This window comes from Chryseobacterium sp. SIMBA_028 (assembly GCF_046535285.1).
GTDB lineage: Bacteria > Bacteroidota > Bacteroidia > Flavobacteriales > Weeksellaceae > Chryseobacterium.
In genome coordinates this window covers 135,071-153,531 of the sequence record NZ_JAWRWZ010000002.1, presented here as the reverse complement: position 1 = coordinate 153,531, position 18,461 = coordinate 135,071, and the positions used below count along the sequence as shown (strand labels likewise).

14 protein-coding genes are annotated in these 18,461 nt (G+C 36.5%); 3 read left to right on the top strand and 11 right to left on the bottom strand.

Annotation, left to right across the window (positions count from 1 at the left end; genetic code table 11):
- Nucleotides 1–48 precede the first annotated feature (48 nt).
- Together SCA31_RS02890 and SCA31_RS02885 are read left to right on the top strand one after the other, a co-directional pair.
- Nucleotides 49–393 carry a MerR family transcriptional regulator gene (locus SCA31_RS02890; RefSeq protein ID WP_076353881.1) on the top strand — a complete coding sequence of 115 codons (345 nt, stop codon included), beginning with the start codon at nt 49–51 and terminating at the stop codon, nt 391–393.
- A 187-nt stretch (nt 394–580) separates the two neighbouring features.
- On the top strand, nt 581–1,849 hold the full coding sequence (locus tag SCA31_RS02885) for a hypothetical protein (RefSeq protein WP_410695353.1): 1,269 nt from the start codon (nt 581–583) through the stop codon (nt 1,847–1,849).
- 114 nt (nt 1,850–1,963) lie between these two features.
- Here the strand turns inward: SCA31_RS02885 and SCA31_RS02880 are convergent, their stop codons facing one another.
- The 6 genes from SCA31_RS02880 to SCA31_RS02855 form a co-directional block, all read right to left on the bottom strand.
- The gene (locus SCA31_RS02880; RefSeq protein WP_410695352.1) at nt 1,964–3,187 is read right to left on the bottom strand and encodes a hypothetical protein; all 1,224 of its coding nucleotides are present in this window, start codon (nt 3,185–3,187) and stop codon (nt 1,964–1,966) included.
- A gap of 170 nt (nt 3,188–3,357) precedes the next feature.
- Nucleotides 3,358–4,080, bottom strand: coding sequence for a 23S rRNA pseudouridine(2604) synthase RluF (gene rluF / locus SCA31_RS02875; RefSeq protein ID WP_332560421.1), 723 nt, complete (start codon nt 4,078–4,080; stop codon nt 3,358–3,360).
- Between the two features lie 299 nt (nt 4,081–4,379).
- Complete coding sequence (gene truB / locus SCA31_RS02870) at nt 4,380–5,078, bottom strand: tRNA pseudouridine(55) synthase TruB (protein WP_410695351.1); 699 nt, start codon at nt 5,076–5,078, stop codon at nt 4,380–4,382.
- Between the two features lie 20 nt (nt 5,079–5,098).
- Nucleotides 5,099–5,917: an undecaprenyl-diphosphate phosphatase gene (locus SCA31_RS02865; protein WP_410695350.1), complete on the bottom strand. Its 819-nt coding sequence runs from the start codon at nt 5,915–5,917 to the stop codon at nt 5,099–5,101.
- 93 nt (nt 5,918–6,010) lie between these two features.
- Nucleotides 6,011–6,307, bottom strand: a complete 297-nt coding sequence (locus SCA31_RS02860; protein WP_410695349.1) for a DUF3098 domain-containing protein — start codon at nt 6,305–6,307, stop codon at nt 6,011–6,013.
- 2 nt (nt 6,308–6,309) lie between these two features.
- A complete protein-coding gene (locus SCA31_RS02855; RefSeq protein ID WP_410695348.1) occupies nt 6,310–7,209 on the bottom strand; it encodes a cell division protein FtsX in 900 nt (299 codons plus the stop codon).
- A gap of 91 nt (nt 7,210–7,300) precedes the next feature.
- Here SCA31_RS02855 and rsmA point away from each other — a divergent pair, with 91 nt between their 5' ends.
- Nucleotides 7,301–8,071, top strand: a complete 771-nt coding sequence (gene rsmA, locus SCA31_RS02850) for a 16S rRNA (adenine(1518)-N(6)/adenine(1519)-N(6))-dimethyltransferase RsmA (RefSeq protein ID WP_410695347.1) — start codon at nt 7,301–7,303, stop codon at nt 8,069–8,071.
- A gap of 87 nt (nt 8,072–8,158) precedes the next feature.
- On the opposite strand, the gene SCA31_RS02845 is transcribed toward rsmA, so the two are convergent.
- The 5 genes from SCA31_RS02845 to SCA31_RS02825 form a co-directional block, all read right to left on the bottom strand.
- Entirely contained in the window at nt 8,159–10,516 is a 2,358-nt protein-coding gene (locus SCA31_RS02845; protein ID WP_410695346.1) for a choice-of-anchor L domain-containing protein, read from the bottom strand.
- A 276-nt stretch (nt 10,517–10,792) separates the two neighbouring features.
- A complete protein-coding gene (locus SCA31_RS02840; RefSeq protein ID WP_410695345.1) occupies nt 10,793–14,380 on the bottom strand; it encodes a choice-of-anchor L domain-containing protein in 3,588 nt (1,195 codons plus the stop codon).
- A 169-nt stretch (nt 14,381–14,549) separates the two neighbouring features.
- Entirely contained in the window at nt 14,550–16,910 is a 2,361-nt protein-coding gene (locus SCA31_RS02835) for a choice-of-anchor L domain-containing protein (RefSeq protein WP_410695343.1), read from the bottom strand.
- A 207-nt stretch (nt 16,911–17,117) separates the two neighbouring features.
- The gene (locus SCA31_RS02830; protein WP_410695341.1) at nt 17,118–17,675 is read right to left on the bottom strand and encodes a hypothetical protein; all 558 of its coding nucleotides are present in this window, start codon (nt 17,673–17,675) and stop codon (nt 17,118–17,120) included.
- A gap of 11 nt (nt 17,676–17,686) precedes the next feature.
- A complete protein-coding gene (locus SCA31_RS02825) occupies nt 17,687–18,457 on the bottom strand; it encodes a TIGR02757 family protein (RefSeq protein WP_410695339.1) in 771 nt (256 codons plus the stop codon).
- Nucleotides 18,458–18,461: the final 4 nt, after the last annotated feature.

Genomic DNA, 18,461 nt, shown 5'->3' with positions numbered 1-18,461 from the left:
GATGATGGTTTAAAAAATTTTTATCTTTGAACTTTAGGAGTCATTAAAATGAAAATAAACTTACCTGACAAACTGTATTACTCTATAGGAGAAGTGGCGAAAGCATTCGATGTAAATACTTCATTAATACGGTATTGGGAACAGGAATTTCCTATCATTAAACCTAAAAAAAACAGAAAAGGAAATCGGTACTTCACTCCTGAAGATATCAAAAACCTGCAAATGATCTACCATTTGGTGAAAGAAAAAGGATATACTCTGGATGGAGCGCGTGTTGCTTTAACAACCAACAGTAAAATTTCTGAAACAATTACCATTATTGATCGTCTTGAATTTGTAAAAGCTGAACTTTTAAAATTGAAAGAATCTTTAGGAGAAAGAGATTCTGAATAATTTGTTTAGTCAAATCATTCAAAAAAGGATATTCTTTGATTTTTTTAGTCCAGATCACCTTTAAACAATTCTAAAATAAGGATATAAAAGTGTAATTTTAAATGAATTACCTATATTTTATATCCTAAAATTAACCAGTTCTCCTTTCACCATTGCCCCGTTTTGTTTTTATCAATATGTTTACCATATGATGAGAAAAAACTATTACCAAAAATTGGCTTTTATGGTTATTGTACTGGCTATCTTATTGGCATTCCAGAAATACACCCGTAAAAACAAAGATCCTTTACCTGATATAAAGTTTATTGCAGGATCTTCAATTCCTAAGAATACATCAGATTTTGATCCGAATATTTTAGATCAGGAACAATGGGAGAAGCTTGGATTTTCTGAAAAACAGACCATCACTATTCTTAAATATAAGGAAGTGGTGGGTGGAACATTTATCTCCAAAGAACAATTGAAAAAATGCTATGCAATTTCGGAGGAAAAATTTAAGGAACTAGAGTCCTTTATTCTTCTTCCTGATGCCGGTAAAGTAAATAACCCCAACTATTCTGGTCACTTTGAAAAGAAAGAAATTTCTGTTTCCGGAAAATTTAATCCTGATGCATTTTCCTCTCGTGACTGGATAAAAATAGGATTCAGTGAACGGCAGTCGGAAGCTATTTTAAAATACAAAAATTACCTGGGAGGAAGCTTTGTCAGCAAAGAGAAGTTTAAGGAATGTTTTATTATTTCTCCGGAAAACTACAGCAAGCTGGAGCCTTATCTGCTGTTACCTTTAAAAACTCCTAAAAAATTTCAGGCTTCCGGAATAAAGTATTCTGAAAAAATAAAGATACAATATCAATCTTTCGATCCGAATAGTATAAATATTGAAGGCTGGAAAAAATTGGGATTTTCAGAAAAGCAGGCCAATACAATTGTGAACTACCGTGACAGAAATTTACATGGAAGCTTTAAAAACCTAGAGGATATACAGAAATGTTTTGTTATTTCTACAGAAAAATTCCAGGAACTAAAACCTTATATTAAGCTTAATCCTGTGGAAGTGAAACAGGAAAAAACAGATTTTTCAAAAACAGATCTTAATACGATTACCTTTAAACAACTTATAGAATTTGGGTTGGATGAAAAAAGTGCAGGCTCAATTATTGGTTTTAGAAAAAAACTGAGAGGTTTTGTGAATAAGCAACAGATTTTAGATACTTATAATATTGATAAGGATCTGGTCCAAAAGTTAATCTCCATTGCACCATTAGATACTTCAGCAGTCCCCAAATATTCTTTAACTGAAGCTCCCGAAGAATGGCTGAAAGATCATCCTTATTTTAAGTATTCTGCTGATAAAATAATATTCTACAGAATCACCTATCCAGATGACAGAAAGATCTGGAAGTTTCTAAAATTGAAACCGGAATATGAGGAAAGGATGAAATTATATGTAAAATAATTTGATTACAAATAGAACTTTGAATTTGAAAAATTAATTTGTCTGCGTAAAAGCTATTCCAAAAAACATCTGATCTTTTGGAATAGCTTATGGTTTGGTGTCCTGTTTTAAGTTTTAGTGATGCATATAATTGCTGGGACCATTGGTTCCTTCAATTGATTCTGGAAGTATTCCGTATCGGGTACGTAAATTAACGGTACCTAAATTTTGCCCTGTGTTGATATCAATTATATTAATAGTTCCGGAATTCAAGTTAGGTATATTGAGTAAATTATTTTGTACAGCTACTACCTCTTTTCCTGATTTGGTTTTAAAGAAAGCCATATGATGCGCTCCTTTGTCTGCATTAAAAGTCTTCAACAGCTTTAATTGAGGAAGATTACTTAAATCAAAGACAAGTACTTTTCCGGGATCTGCAAAACTCACATAAAGTTTGTTTGTATCATCAATATACATTTCAAGCGTCCAGCCTAAACCTTGTGTGCTTCCGTCAAACACTTTACTAAAAGCATCATACTTTTTGGTTGTAGTATTGTATGGAGCAATCCAGATATCACCTCCAAGCATTGTGGTAGCAAGAGCATATTGTGGAAATTTCCCGCGTAATAGTAAAGTCTCAACAGGAGCGGACATATCTGTTGGTGAGTCTGCTACCTGATACGTTTCCTTTATTTCATAGGTATTTAGATCTAATAAAGTACAGGTATTTCCTACTCCGGTAGTAAGATCCGGGTGAATGGTTGAAGTTACCATCATTAATCCTTTATCCTCATTAATTGAAATACCATGCGGATACATGATAAACTTATTGGGATTGTCTTGAATTGGTGCTTTAATCGTTTTGATAAGCTGATTATTATTGGCATTAAAAACACCAATACTGCCATCTTTTGGACCTCCTGCCCCTCCCATAAAGGTCATGAAATATCTTCCGTCATTGGTGAAAAATAAATTTTCTCCTACGGTATTCTCACCTGTATCAATAGGTGTGGCATTCATTAATTTTGGCAGCCCATTTTGATCTACTCCCGTTTTCACCTCATAGAGATAGCTGCCTCCCAAAGCAGTTGTATATAATTTTTTTGCACTATTATTATAATAAAGGTGATGGGGCAAAACACCAATGCCTAATTCTAGCTTGCTGCTAATATTTCCAAAATTTGGAGCTTCGGGATCTAGCTCTATTACAGCGATTCCATCTGATAATCCATTTAAACTTCTGTAGTCAATGTAAAAGGAGGAGTCATGGGGTTGTTCTCCATTGTGGTTATCATTTTGACAATTGGTAAAAATTGCTAAAACAGCAAACAAAAGAACTGTATTAAATTTTAATTTCATGATTTTCAGGTTATAGTTGTGTCTATTGTAAATGTAATATAATTTCTTTGAAAAATAAAATATATTACACTGATACGTGAAAAATCATCAAACAACACCAATTTAGTTACATTTCCAGTGGTTTGTACTAGAAAGTATGAAGGTGAAAACGTAAAGGTTTATTATTTGTCTTAGTCGATTGTTTTGCTAGAATCTTCCAGCAAATCATTGAGAGTATTAAGTTCTTCATCTGTAAGATCTCTCCATTTTCCTATCGGGAGATCCAACTTCATATTCATAATACGAATTCTCTTTAGCTTTTTTACTTCGTAGCCAAGATATTCGCACATTCTACGGATCTGTCTGTTGAGTCCTTGGGTAAGAATAATCCTGAAATTCATTTCATCAATCTTCTCTACCTCACATTTTTTGGTCACCGTATCAAGGATAGGAACTCCGTTTCTCATTTTATCCAAAAACTTCGGAGTAATTGGCTTGTCTACACGCACCAGATATTCTTTTTCGTGATTATTTCTGGCACGTAGAATTTTATTTACAATGTCACCATCATTGGTTAAAAGAATAAGCCCCTCACTTGGTTTATCTAGCCTCCCGATCGGAAAAATTCTTTTTGGATAGTTAATATAATCTACGATATTATTCTTTTCGCGTTTAGTATCTGTAGTACAAACAATCCCCACAGGTTTGTTGAATGCAATATAAACTGGTTTATCCTGAGGTTCTCTGACGGGTTTCCCGTCTACTTCCACCAAGTCATCATCAGAAACCTTAGTTCCCAGTTCAGGAATTTTACCGTTAATTTTTATTCGGCCTTCTTCCAACAGTTTATCTGCTGCTCTTCTTGAACAGTAACCTACTTCTGATAAATATTTATTGATACGTGTCTTTTCCATTAGTTTTTCCCGTAAACGGTATAATTTTTATTACTGAAAATAGTAACCCATAGCTTAATTCGGTTTCTATGACAAAGTTAGGAAGAAAATTACATCCTCCTATAGCTGTGGATTTACCTCATGTTGATTGGGGTTCAATGTATTGCGAATTACCAGCCTCAATCTTATTATTAATATTAAATAAAGCCAACATTTCGGGATGGATTGAAATAAAATCCATTTTTGCCTTTCCAGTTTCTGTATCTTGAGAAAATACTAAAAAAATGTAACTACTAATAAGAGAGAAGGTTGTTTCATTTTCATGATTCCAGAAATCTAAAATCATTGTTTAAAAACTGATCTGTAGCATCTTCAATCTTGTAATCGCCAATTTTTGTTCGTCTCAATTGGGTCAGATAGGCTCCTACTCTCAGTTCCTGCCCAATATCATGAGCCAGACTTCTGATGTAGGTTCCCTTTGAACAGCCTACGGTAAAACTTATCAAAGGAAAATCTATTGTAATATCTTTAAGATAGTGAATTGTTGTCTTTCTGGACTTCATCTCCACTTCCTCTCCTGCCCTTGCCAGATTATAGGCTCTTTCACCATCAATCTTTATTGCAGAATAAATGGGTGGTTTCTGTTCAATTTCACCCACAAACTTTTCCAAAGTTTCCTTTACCTGATCTTCGGTGATATGTGAAATATCCTGATGAAGAATTTCCGGTTTTTCAGTATCATAGGACTCTGTCTGTACTCCTATTTTGATTTCTGTCCAATATTCTTTAGGAGCATCCTGAATTTCAGGGATCTTTTTAGTGAATTTTCCACAGCATACGATCAGAAGACCTGTTGCTCTTGGATCTAGAGTTCCGGCATGCCCGATCTTGAATTTTTTGGGAAGATCAAATTCCCTTTTAAGTTTATATTTCATTTTATTGACAGCCTGGAAAGAAGTCCAGTCCAAAGGCTTATCCAATAAAAATATATGTCCTGATTTCAGTTCTTCAGCAGTCATGAATGGATATAATGAATGTTTTATTTAAAGAAATAAAAATAGATTAGTAAAGCTATTCCAACAAAAATACGGTACCAGCCCCAAGGTTTGAAACCATATTTATTAAGTACACCAATGAAAGCCTTGATCGCAATAAGTGCAACAATAAATGCGACTACATTTCCTATTACAAAGATCATAATGTGATCCTGTGAAGCCATAATCATTTCATATCCTTTCTGTGGGTTGGCAGTTTCCTTTCCCCATGTTTTCACAAAAACAGAGTATACAGTTACAGCCAGCATGGTAGGAACAGCAAGGAAAAAGGAAAATTCTGCAGCTGCTTTTCTGGTAAGCCCCTGTGTCATCCCACCAATAATGGATGCTGCACTACGGCTTGTTCCCGGCATCATTGCAAGACATTGCCAAAATCCTATGGTTATAGCTTTTCTTATTGTAATTCCTTTTTCGTCATCAATTTTAGGATTCTTAAACCATTTGTCGGCAAATAGTAATACGACACCACCCAGTACTAAAACTGAAGAAATAGCAATTTGATTTCCAAGAACAGCTTCAATTTTATCATCGAATAAATATCCCAACACCAATGCAGGAACTACCGCAAAGGCTAACTTAAAGTAAAACTGGATATTATTTAAATCGAAAAACTTTTTCCAGTAGGCAACAACAACGGATAAGATTGCTCCAAACTGAATGGAAACCTGAAACATCTTTAAAAATTCTGTTTCTTCCAGCCCCATAAGATTTGCTGTAAATCCCATGTGTGCTGTAGAAGAAATTGGAAGATATTCTGTTAAACCCTCCACAATGGCAATAATAATTGCTTTGATTAAATCCATAATCTTTAAAAAATTAAAAGATTAAGAGATTCGGATCTTCAGAATATGTATTCTAAATTTCCTAATCTCTTAATCTCTAAATATAACTTGTATTTATTTTCTTTTTAAAATAGCGTATACTTCTATTGCGAAACCTATCACAATAAACAGCGGTGCTATTCTGATTCTTCTGATGGAGAAAATATCGTCATTCCATGAATTTGGATCAAATTTACCATCTACAGTATTAGCATCCGGTCCCATCATCAGGAGAAATCCAACAACAATAAATGCTAATCCTATCAACATCCATTTGAAATTCTGCTGTCCAAAATAGAACGCATTTTCTTGTGTTGTTTCTGCTTCGTTTCCGAAATCTGAAGCGGAAAGTTTATTTATTTTTTTGCTCATTTTTAAGAGTAATATAAATCGTCAACGTTTGATTTTAAGAATCTCCATGTAGCGAAAATAGTACTTAAGACGGAAATAAAGATTCCTACTCCTAATACTAAGATAACTAACCAGAAGTACTGATTGTTGTCCTGTACGAAAGCTGAGCCAATCTGGCTTGTGAAATAATACCAGACACCACCTAATGCAAGAAGACCAATCACAGAACCAATGGTACCTAAAATAATTGCTTCAATGATAAACGGCTTAAGGATAAATCTTCTTTTTGCCCCTACCAGCTGCATGGTTTTAATAATAAATCTCTTGGAGAATATTTTCAGACGAATTGAGTTGTTAATCAATACAACAGCCAATACTAAAAACAACACTGAAAATCCAAGAATCCACTTTAAGATCCTACTCAGGTTGTTGTAAACATCTACCATTAGGGTACTATCGTTTTTAACATCAATAATCCCTGGAACAGATTTGATCACCTTGATTGCTTCATCAATTTTTGCCGGATCTACATATTCAGGTTTTAAAGCAACTTCTATGGATGAAGGGAAAATATTTTCCTCAAACAAGGCATCACTATCAATTCCCATACTTTTTTTGGCTTCCTTGGCAGCCATACTTCTTGAAATATAGGTCGCTTTTTTTACAGGAGCTAAGGTCTGTACTTTTTTAAAAGTTTCCTCCTCTAGTTTTGCAATTTTCACAGAGTCTTTAGCATCATAGTTTTCATCAAAGTAGGCGTTCACCACCAATTGCTCCTTGATATAGTCGGAATATTTCTGGGCATTGATTAAAATAAGTCCCATTAATCCCAACAAAAATAACACTAAGGCAATACTTATCACTACTGTAATATTGCTGGACCGAAGCCTTTTCTTATTAAATTCATCTACAGATTTAGCCATTAATATTAAAATTTTTGGCTAAAATAGAAAAAATCTTCCGAAATTTGGGACGAAATAAAGAAAATCATTGTTAATAAAATCATAAAAAACTTTGAGTGTAAAAGCAAAAAAACATCTTGGCCAGCACTTCCTGACAGATGAAAATATCGCAAGAAAAATCGTAGAAGGTCTTAGTTTTGAGAACTATAATAATATTATGGAAGTAGGTCCCGGAATGGGGGTTCTTACCAAATATCTTCTTGAAAAGGATCAAACCATTTACCTTGCAGAAATTGATACTGAATCCATCGAATATCTAAAAAACAACTATTCTAAGGTTACGGAAAGTACCTTCGTAGGAGATTTTTTGAAACAGGATTTTAATTTTATCAAGGATGAACAGATTGCCATTATTGGTAATTTCCCGTATAATATTTCATCGCAGATATTATTCCAGATTGTGGATCACTACAAGCTGATTCCTGAAATGGTAGGAATGTTCCAGAAAGAGGTTGCGCAAAGAACAGCCGCAGTACCCAGAACTAAAGATTACGGTATTCTTACGGTTCTTATCCAGGCTTACTACGACGTATCTTATATGTTTACTGTTCATGAGAATGTATTCAATCCGCCACCAAAGGTAAAGTCTGGTGTTATCAGACTAACAAGAAATCCTAAGGAGGGCTTGGCAGGCAATGAAATTCTCTTTAAGCAAATTGTAAAAACAGGATTCAACCAGAGAAGAAAAAAACTTTCTAATGCATTGAAGTCCTTAATGATTCCCGAGGCTTTAAAAGGTCACGAATTTCTAGACAAAAGAGCAGAAGAACTCAGCGTATCTGATTTCATTCATTTTGCAAATCTTTGGAAAGAAAACCAATAGAAATGTAACAAAAAAGCTCCTTTATCAGGAGCTTTTTTTAATGGTAATTTTATAAAGAAAGCCTTTCACTTGAAAGGCTTTACTTTTTTATTCTCTGTTTTTCAACATGATCCATCCGGACCAGTTCATCTGAGTTTTTGATTTTGGATATTCAAAATTGAACTTATACCAATAGGTTGCAGAAGGTAATCTTTTACCTGCTACTGTTCCATTCCACGTTGGATTTTCTTTTGAAAACTTGAACATTTCCACTCCATATCTGTCATAAATAGATCCTGTGAAGTTTTTAAACTGACCAAGAGCTTTCAGATCCAATACATCATTAATACCGTCATCATTAGGGGTAATGATATTATTAATCTGTAATGTAAAGAATTCAAAGGTTCCTACACAATGAGTTCCCACTCTTCTTACCAGAATCGTATAGTTTGTATTATCTAAAAGACCTGTAAATGTATTGGACTGCTGCCATGTAATTCCGGTATCAATAGAATATTCAAGACTACTTGGGGTATTGTTCATTGGTGGGTTTTCTGCCATCACTGTCAATGTCTTTTTCGTACTCTCGTAGTCTAATCCAATTACATAAGGGGTTGCAGCTCCCATTACTTGAACAGGAAAACTCTTTTTACAGAATCCGTTATCAATCTCAACAGTATAAATTCCCCACTGATTTACGTTAATTTTTTGAGTGGTTGCTCCCGTACTCCATAGATATTTATAGTTAGGACCTGCTCCGGCATCAAGAGTAACCTGATCTCCAACACACATTTCAACGTCTGTTAAAGGTGTCGTGATTTCAGGAGTTACTTCTATTCTTATGGTTGCCGGGTTCAGAGATTTACATCCTTTTGCTCCAATGGCATATACTGTAAATGTGGTACTTTGATATAAAGTAACATCCTGCATATTGCCTGTTCCCGGGAAGTTACTCCACAAATACGTATCTCCACCTTCTGCAGTAAGTGTTACCGTTTCACCAGGGCATACTTTTATACTTGAAGCTTTCACCTTTGTTGTTGGCGTTGCTTCTTTTAAAAGTTTCAATTCAACCATCTTGCTACAGAAGCCACCATTTGAAACCACTACATACAAAATCTGACCATCATTACCGTTGTAATTCAAGATATTTTGGATGTAATTATTATTTTGTGCAACAGCGTCTGCCTGTTGTTCATAAAATTTGAAAATGGCACCAGGAGTTGGACTGATAGACGGCTTGATTGTACTTAAATCAAAGGTCGTAATATCCGGAGTAGTACAAAGCAGCAATGTTGCATCGTTCGCCTGTGGAGTTGTTCCTCCATGAATTTCAATTGAAGCTTTCCCTGGACATGGGTTTCCTGGTACACTCACCTCAATGGTGTAAGTTCCTGGTTGCAACGCTGTAATTGTATTGGTAGTAGCATTTGGTACTAGAGCACCATTGTAATACCATTGGTAAATTAAGTTAGGATCACTTACAGAAGCCGTAATTACCTGAGGTACATTATCACACACATTAATATCAGAAGGTAATTTTGCGCCTCCAGGACCTAATAGATCTACTCCAATATTGAAAGATCCTCCTTCCAAGAATACGGCAGTATCATAGCTATGGTCACTATAATCGGCAATTACCATTTTAAAATGATATTGCTGTCCTGCCACTACATCCGCAACAGCTGTAAGCGGAACTGTTCTTCCGTTAAAATTCGTTTCAACGTTCGTTGTATTGTATCCACCAAAATACTGGGCATTAACAGCCCCACAGCTTGATCCAATTGCAGGGTGAATATTGGTAATACTCACTGGTCCTGCTCCTCCCGGTAATACAGCCATATTTACGTAAGGTCCACCTGAGGTAGGTTTCAGTAATATAGCAAAGGCATCTGCAAAGGTACAAGGGAATGAACCTGTGTATTCTTCAGATGCTATTAGGTAGTTGAATTTAATCTGGGAAGTGGTAGGTACAAAATCGAACTCCAAAAGTACCGCATCATTGAGTCTGTTTTCCACTACACCAATAATCTGTGCCAAGTCAGCATCAGACCCACCTCCATTGACATCACTAAGACCTCCTTCAAAATTATTACCGGCTCTTCTTGCAAATCCTGTAGTAAGTATGATTCCATCCTTGAAAGGGAAATTAGTGGTTGCTTTATGAAAATATCCCCAAGCTCTATCAGCTTCACCTACGGCGTGGTTAGGTGTAATTTTTACATTCGTTACATTGGGGGTTACGCAGGTATTAGTTCCTGATGAGATTAATACATCTTTTACTAGTTTTTCAATAGTGAAATTGGTTTCCAAATACCCTGCGGCATTCACATCAATAAAGGCTCCTGCTCTTCTGGATTGAGCAGTACTTTGCTCCCTTACTGGCTTTCTGGGATATTGGGTTTGTGAAAATAAAAAAGTCGAAATGACTAAAAAAAATAAACAAAGCGGTAGATGTCTTCTCATAATATTTTTGTTTCAACAAATTTAATTTTTTTTTAAATATACCATACACATATTTATATTTTTTATAACAAAAAGAATAAAAACATCACATCCTGTAATCAATTTTTCATTAATCAACCCCTGTAAATAAATGATAATAAACACTAAAACCTATTTTATCAAATTTATATCTTTCCTGAAATAAATCACAAAGATGATTAGCCTTTATTATTAAAAAAAAACAAAACCTTTCGTTTCTGAAAGGTTTTGTTAATTATTTTCTATTTATCAAAGGATTTAGTTTCTATTTTTCAAAAGTATCCATCCTGAGCGTTGTTCTAATTTCTTATTTGCCGGATTTTCCCACTGAACTTGATACCAATAAGTACCGGTTGGCAGGTTGATTCCTTTTAATGATCCTCTCCAAATCACATCTCCTTTTGAAGCCTTGAAAACTTCTGCTCCATACCTATCAAAGATTGACGCTGAAAAATCTTTATACCCGCTGATCCCGGTAAAATCTATGGTATCATTAATCCCATCCATGTTAGGAGTAATGGCATTGTTAAGTACAAATGTGAAGTAATCTAACGAAGTACCGCACTTAGCGTTTTTCACTCTTACCATTAAATGATAGGTTGTATTATTTAAAATACCGGTAAACACGTTTGAGCTCTGCCATGTCAACCCTCCATCAATAGAATATTCCAAAGTTCCTCCAGTCGGATTACTTGCTGTAAGGATGAGAGTAGTTTTTTCATGAACCACATTCGTAAACTGAGGAAGATCAGGATTAACCAACTGCGCCGTAAACACTTTAGAACAAACTCCATTACTAATAGTTACAGAATAGGTACCGGCCACATTTGTTGTTATTGTTCGGGTCGTTGCTCCTGTATTCCATAGATAGGTATAATTAGGTCCAGCTCCCGCATCCAAGGTTCCATTATCTCCGGCACATACATACACATTTTCCAATGTAGAAACTATGGCAGGAACTACATCAATAGTTACCTCAGCAGCTTTCACAGAGCTACAACCATTTCCACCCAATGCATATACAGAATAGATAGTAGTAACTGTAGGGGTCACCACCTGGGTGTTACCATTTCCTGTAAGACCAACCCAATTATAGGTAAATCCTCCGGTAGCAGTAAGGGTTACCGATTCTCCGGCACATATTTTTAATTTTGAAGCTGATAATCCTGCAATAGGTGGTCCTACCTGAACAGTAACCGTTGCAGGGGTGGTAGAAACACACCCATTAGCTCCTACTGCATACACTGTATAAACTGTGGTAAGCGTTGGTGATACTACCTGAGTATTTCCGGTTCCAGTAAGACCATTCCCCCATTGATAGGTTGTTCCTCCTGAAGCCGTTAATGTTACAGACTCTCCAATACATATACGAGGCTGTGATGATACAAGTGCCGCAACAGGTGCTGTTGTATCTTGCGTTACCGTAACCGTTGCCGTATAAGGACAGCTTAAGTTTCCTGGTTGTGAAATATTAGTAACTGTTAATGTATATGTACCTCCGGCACTTACAACAGGCGTAAGTGTATTGGCTCCTGACACGATATTTCCTCCCACTGTAGTCCAAGCAATTGTAGAACCTGTTGGTACTACAGAAGTGGAAGCATTAAGGGTAACCTGAGGTGTTGTACAGGTAACAGTTGGTGGGTTAGCAATTGTTAATGTTGTTTCAGCAGTTCTCAGCAATTGAAGAGAAACTACATAGCTACATCCTCCGTTGCTCACCAATACATAAATTGTCTGGTTAGCCGAAAGAGGCGTATAGGCTGTAGCACCTGTGATAAAATTACCATTGGCTGCATTGGCATCGGTTTGATTTACATAATAGGTAAATGTAACTCCCGCAGCGCTGGTGATCTGACCCTGAGCCTCTGTAAGGTTAAAAGTCAACCCAGGTTGATAACACTTATGCAGGATTGCATTTTGTGCTGTAAACGGCTCTGAAACTTCAATGGTTAAAGTAGCCGGATTTGGGGATACACATCCATTGGAACCCACTGCAGTCACTGTATAAGTAGTAGTAACTGTAGGTGATACCACCTGTGTATTTCCGTTTCCTGGGAGACCACCACCCCAATTGTAGGTAGCTCCTCCTGAAGCGGTTAATGTGACAGACTCTCCTTTACATATTTTAACCTTAGTGGCTGTAAGTAATGGATTTGGCGGCGCACTGTTTCCGGTAACCACCACATTTCCAACTGCCGTACAGCTAATATTTCCGGGTTGATAAACTTGTGATATAGTTAATGTATATGTTCCGGGTGCATTGATAACAGGATTCAGTGTATTTCCGCCTGAAACAATGTTTCCTCCTGTCGTCACCCAATTGAATGTAGCTCCTGAAGGATAAACTGAAGCCGTAGCATCCAGCGTAATCTGGGAATTGGTACAAGTTAAAGGGATTGGAGGTACAATAGATACAGTCATCTGCGGAGCTTTTATCAATTGCAGTTCCGCAACTTTAGCACAAAATCCATTTGCCACTCTTACATAGACCGTTTGTCCGCCAGGGCTAGCATAGGCTGCAGGAGTAGGAATTGTATTGGCATTCCCTGCATTAGCATCTGTCTGCGTGGCGTAATATGAAAAAACAGCTCCTGGTGTTGTGCTTATTGAGGGCTGTGCTAGTGGTAAATTAAACGTAGCATTTCCTGCTGTATAACAGGCTGTGAGTGTAGAATTTTGTACGGTAGGAGAAGTTCCACCCACAACAGTAATTGTAGCCTCTCCCGGGCAAGAGCTTCCCAGAATATATACCTTAACGGTATACACACCAGGCTGAGTTGCTGTATAACTTGGATCATCTGCTCCAGGAATAGGGTTATTATTCAAGAACCACTGATAGGTTACATTAGGTTCCTGAACAGATGCCGTAAAGGTCTGTGGTGCATTATCACACATATTCACAGAAGCCGGAAGCTGTACTCCTCCAGGGCCTAGAATCTTTACTCCGATATCAAATGATCCGGCTTCTAAAAACACTGCCGAATCGAAATTAGGATCCTGAAAATCTGCCAAGACCATTTTAAAATGATAGGTCTGCCCCGGAATTACAGCCGCCTTTGCAGTCAAAGGAATTGTACGGCCGTTAAAGTTGGTTTCTATCTGAGCTGTATTTGTTCCGCCATAATAGGCTTCATTTTTAGGACCACAAGTAGGAAAAATCGCTGGGTGAATATTGGTTACACTCACGGGTCCAGCTCCTCCGGGAAGTACCGCCATATTGGTATAAGTAGGATCTCCTACTTTTTTCAGTAGTAAGGCGAAACCATCTGTAATATTACATGGAAATGTCTGCTGATATTCCTTGGATGCAAATAAATATTTAAAGGTAACTTCTGAAGAAACAGCTACAAAGTCGAATTCTATATAGGTAGCATTTGTAAGAAAAGTATTATCAATATTCAGGGCAGTGGCCAAATCCATATCCCCTCCTGTTGCAAGATCATCACTCAGATCGCCAAGAAAAGAGTTTCCTGCTTTATTCGCATACCCTGTAGAAAGGATAATTCCTCTATTGAATGGAAAATTAGTTCCTGCTTTATTAAAAAATCCCCAGCTTCGGTTCTGATTACTCGGCTGCAAATTAGGAGAAACAACAACGTTACTCACATTAGCACTGGCACATCCTCCTCCCGATATAAGAACATCTTTTACCAACTGCGTAATGCTATAACCGGACTCAGGATAGGCGGGAGTATTTACGTCTATAAAAGCACCCGCTCTTAAAGTAGCTGCGCTGGGCTTTCTGAATTGCCCTACCTTTCCTCTGTTCTGAGCAAAAATAAAGCTTCCCATAAAAGCAAAAAATAACGCCAAAAATAAATTCCCGGTCCTCCTATTTAACATTTTATATTATTTTAAACAAAAATACTATTTTTTTTGATTGAAATTCAGTTTAACACAATTTACATTATTACTAATTCAAATTTATTTATGATAGAATATCAACTCTATTTATTTAAAAACAATAAAAAAAGACTGACAAAACAGCCAGTCTTTTAATTATCGTTTAAAATTATTCTATATTCTTGAGCAATATCCATCCGGTTTTTACGGTAAGGAGCTTACTGGCAGGATCTTCATAAGTAATTTGATACCAATAAGATGCTGTTGGCAGTCGTTTTCCTTGGAAATAGCCATCCCAATAAGGCCTGATTTTCTCGGCTTTGAATACCTCTTTTCCATATCGGTCGAAAACCTTACCACTGAAATCCTTATACCCGCTCACTCCTCTGAAATCTATAATATCATTAATATTATCCCCGTTCGGAGTAATTACATTTTTCATAACAAAGGTAAAGAACTCCAAATAGCCTTCACAGCTGGTGTGCTTAACTCTTACCCGTATAGTGATTACCTTATTCTTAGGAACATTCGTAAATACATTGGAAGCCTGCCAAGTAATGCCGTTATCTATTGAATACTCCAGTACACCATTGCTTGGATTACTTGCTGTAAGGATAATGGTTCCCTTATCATTATAATCAACATTGATGATCTCAGGAATAACGGCCTTAATCACGTCTGTCTTGAATTCCTTGGAACACACTCCGTTGCTTATTGTCACTTTATATTCTCCAGGTTTATCTACGGTAATGGTCTGGCTGGTTTGCCCTGTACTCCATTCATAGGTATATCCCGGTCCTGAACCGGCATCTAATAAAATCCTATCTCCCTGACAGATATGTCCACCTTTTAATATTGAAACAATAGCTGGCACCACTTCAATGGTAACCTGCGCGGGTTGCAATGATTTACAACCTTGCGCTCCAACAGCATACACCGTATAGGTAGTTGTTTTAATTGGGCTTACCGTTCTGGTACCTCCTGTAGTTGGATTATCACTCCAATCATAAGTTACTCCGCCAGATGCTGTTAACAGGACTGACTCTCCTACACAAATCTTTAATTTTGCGGCATTTAATTTTGCGACAGGAGTTTCTTCTTTTCTTAAGGTAAGGGTTGCAATTTTACTGCAAAATGCCCCATTGGAAACAAGAACATATAATATCTGACCATCTGTTCCATTATAGTTTGTAAGATTGGGGATATAACTGTTGTTTTGAGCCAACGCATCTGCCTGATTAAGATAAAAACGGAAGATAGAGCCCGGTGTTGTACTAATCATAGACTGGGCAGCCAATAAATCAAAAGTACTAAGCGTAGGAGTGGTACAAAGCTTAAGTACCGCATTTTGTACGGTAGGGCTTGTACCTCCAATAATCTTAATAGTAGCTTCTCCCGGGCACTGATTTCCCGGAATCATTACTTTTATAGTATACACCCCAGGCTGGTTAGCAATATAAGCAGCATTGGTAGCACCGGGAATTAAGACTCCATCTTTATACCACTGAAAAGTCATTCCCGGAATTATAGCCAGTTGGGCCTTTAATGTCTTTGGTGTATTATCACACATATTGATGGTTCCCGGTAAATTTGTTCCGGTTTCATCTACTATTTTAATACCTATATCAAAGGATCCTCCTTCAAGAAAGACCGCAGAATCATGACCATTATCCTTTGCATCCGCCAGTACCATTTTAAAATGATAGGTTTGCCCGGGGATTACATCTGCAACCGCAGTTAACGGAACTGTTTTTCCATAATAATTAATACCTACATGTGGGGTATTCATCCCTCCGAAGTAAACCTCATTGATAGGACCACAGCTAAAGCCGTTACCTGCAGGCACAATATTAGTTGCACTTACCGGGCCTGCTCCACCTGGCAATACTGCAAGATTGGTATAAGTTGGGTCTCCCACCTTTTTTAGCAAAAGCGCAAAAGCATCTGAAAATCCGCCTGAACAAGGAAAATCTGAATCATATTCTTCTGAAGCAAAGATATAATTGAATTTTACCTGTGTAGAATTAGGGACAAAGTCGAACTCAAGGGCTACGGCATCTTTCAACTCAACAATAGGATTGGTTGCTGTTACAAGATCAGGATCACTTCCGGTACCTATGGTCTTGCTTAATAATCCTATAAAACCATTCCCTGCATCTCTTGCATGTCCTGTTGTTAGAACAATTCCATCTGTAAACGGAAAAGTTGCCGTTCCTTTATTGAAGTATCCCCAAAATCTAGTCTCATTATCAACGGCATGGTCAGGGCTCACTGTAACATTGGTTACATTAGCGGTCGTACAAGTGGATCCGCCATTAATCAAAATATCTTTTACCAACTGTTCAGGAGAATACACTGAGGCTGCATAATTAGGATCGTTTACATCTATAAAGTTTCCTGCCCTCAAACTTTCGGAAGATGGCCTGTGTCTTATCTTTTTTCGTTCAGAGGTAGCTTGAGAAAAAACAGAGACAGAAGCCAATAAAAACGTTAAAATAAAAAAGTAATTTTTTAATCTATAATTCAACATTTTAAATTCATTTGTTCAAATGTAGCAAAAATATTGACAACAAATCATTACTTCAGCTTCCAATATTAATATTTAATACAAAAATCACAACAAATACCTATTATCATTACAGTTTACGTAAATAAACATTGAATTTCAATCATAAAAAAACCAGATCAATAAAGACTGATCTGGTTAGTTATTTTCTTAGATATCATATTTCAACACCTATTCTTCATCCTTTTTTAATTGTTGAATTTCACTTTGGAGTTGAATAATAATATCTTTCAAAGCTTTTATTTCGTTTTTATTGGAACTTACATTACTTTTTAGAATTACATTTTTTGCTCTTTCAATGTGATCCTCTTCTTCCTCTTCATCATTAATCTCTTCGATATCCTCACTGATCTCTTCAATGTCTTCCTGAATATCCTCTATATCTTCATTAATCTCCTCAATATCTTCGCTAATCTCCTCAATGTCCTCCTGAATATCTTCTATATCTTCACTAATTTCCTCAATATCTTCCTGAATGTCTTCAATTTTTTCGTGGCTTTTATTGACAGACATCTGAATAAAGATTGCCAGATAAATAGCCTCCAGAGAGAGAACTGTAGTAAGAATCAGCAGCATCTGATCAAATTCTACCAGATTCATCATCGGAAGCAAAAACGATGTAAGAAAAAGCAAAGTATGCACAATCAGGGATTGAATGGATCCAATCCATGAGGTAACACGGTCTGCTATCTTCTCTAGAACTTCTGTTTTTTCATTATATTTTTTCATCATTTCATTTTTTACAAGAGTTCCTTGGTGACTCCCAATCCAAACAATGCATAATCATATTTTGCCGGATCTTTTTCATCAAATTTTCTAATTGCTCCATCCAGTTCTTCCACCGTTTTCCAGTCATTCTGTGTTCTTGAAACCAAACCCAGTTTTCTTGAAATATTTCCGGTATGTACATCCAGAGGAATAGACAGGTATTTCTGATCTATATCTTTCCAGATTCCAAAGTCTACACCTCGCTTATCTTTTCTTACCATCCATCTCAAAAACATAATAATTCTTTTAGCTGATGAATTTTTGTGCGGTGAACTGATATGCTTGTGACTTCTGTGCTTTTCCGGTTCCAAAAAACTATTTCTGAATCTTTCTATAGCATACAAAAAATTTATTTCAGAATCTTTTACTTTGAATAAATCCTCCAGACTTTCATTTTCCTTATAGATTCTATTAAATTGCTTAATAAAATAGGAAAAATCCTGCCCGTTAAATGTTCTGTGAATACTTTTATCCTGAATGCTTTCCAACTCTTTTTCGGAGTGGTTCAGCACGAAATCATAGGGAGAGTTCCCCATAATATCTAGCATTTTATTGGCAGAATTTATAATCGACTTCCTATTTCCCCAGGAAATTGTTGCGGCCAGAAAACCAGCAATCTCAATATCCTGTTTTAATGAAAAACGATGCGGAATCTGTATCGGATCATTTTCAATAAAATCGGGAGTGTTATACTGATCTGCTTTTTCATCCAGAAAACTTCTGAGTTCTTCAAAATTCAGCATATTC

Coding starts and splice junctions, on each gene's coding strand:
- SCA31_RS02890 (WP_076353881.1), top strand. CDS start 49: ATGAAAATAAACTTACCTGACAAACTGTATTACTCTATAGGAGAAGTG.
- SCA31_RS02885 (WP_410695353.1), top strand. CDS start 581: ATGATGAGAAAAAACTATTACCAAAAATTGGCTTTTATGGTTATTGTA.
- SCA31_RS02880 (WP_410695352.1), bottom strand. CDS start 3,187: ATGAAATTAAAATTTAATACAGTTCTTTTGTTTGCTGTTTTAGCAATT.
- rluF (WP_332560421.1), bottom strand. CDS start 4,080: ATGGAAAAGACACGTATCAATAAATATTTATCAGAAGTAGGTTACTGT.
- truB (WP_410695351.1), bottom strand. CDS start 5,078: ATGACTGCTGAAGAACTGAAATCAGGACATATATTTTTATTGGATAAG.
- SCA31_RS02865 (WP_410695350.1), bottom strand. CDS start 5,917: ATGGATTTAATCAAAGCAATTATTATTGCCATTGTGGAGGGTTTAACA.
- SCA31_RS02860 (WP_410695349.1), bottom strand. CDS start 6,307: ATGAGCAAAAAAATAAATAAACTTTCCGCTTCAGATTTCGGAAACGAA.
- SCA31_RS02855 (WP_410695348.1), bottom strand. CDS start 7,209: ATGGCTAAATCTGTAGATGAATTTAATAAGAAAAGGCTTCGGTCCAGC.
- SCA31_RS02845 (WP_410695346.1), bottom strand. CDS start 10,516: ATGAGAAGACATCTACCGCTTTGTTTATTTTTTTTAGTCATTTCGACT.
- SCA31_RS02840 (WP_410695345.1), bottom strand. CDS start 14,380: ATGTTAAATAGGAGGACCGGGAATTTATTTTTGGCGTTATTTTTTGCT.
- SCA31_RS02835 (WP_410695343.1), bottom strand. CDS start 16,910: ATGTTGAATTATAGATTAAAAAATTACTTTTTTATTTTAACGTTTTTA.
- SCA31_RS02830 (WP_410695341.1), bottom strand. CDS start 17,675: ATGAAAAAATATAATGAAAAAACAGAAGTTCTAGAGAAGATAGCAGAC.
- SCA31_RS02825 (WP_410695339.1), bottom strand. CDS start 18,457: ATGCTGAATTTTGAAGAACTCAGAAGTTTTCTGGATGAAAAAGCAGAT.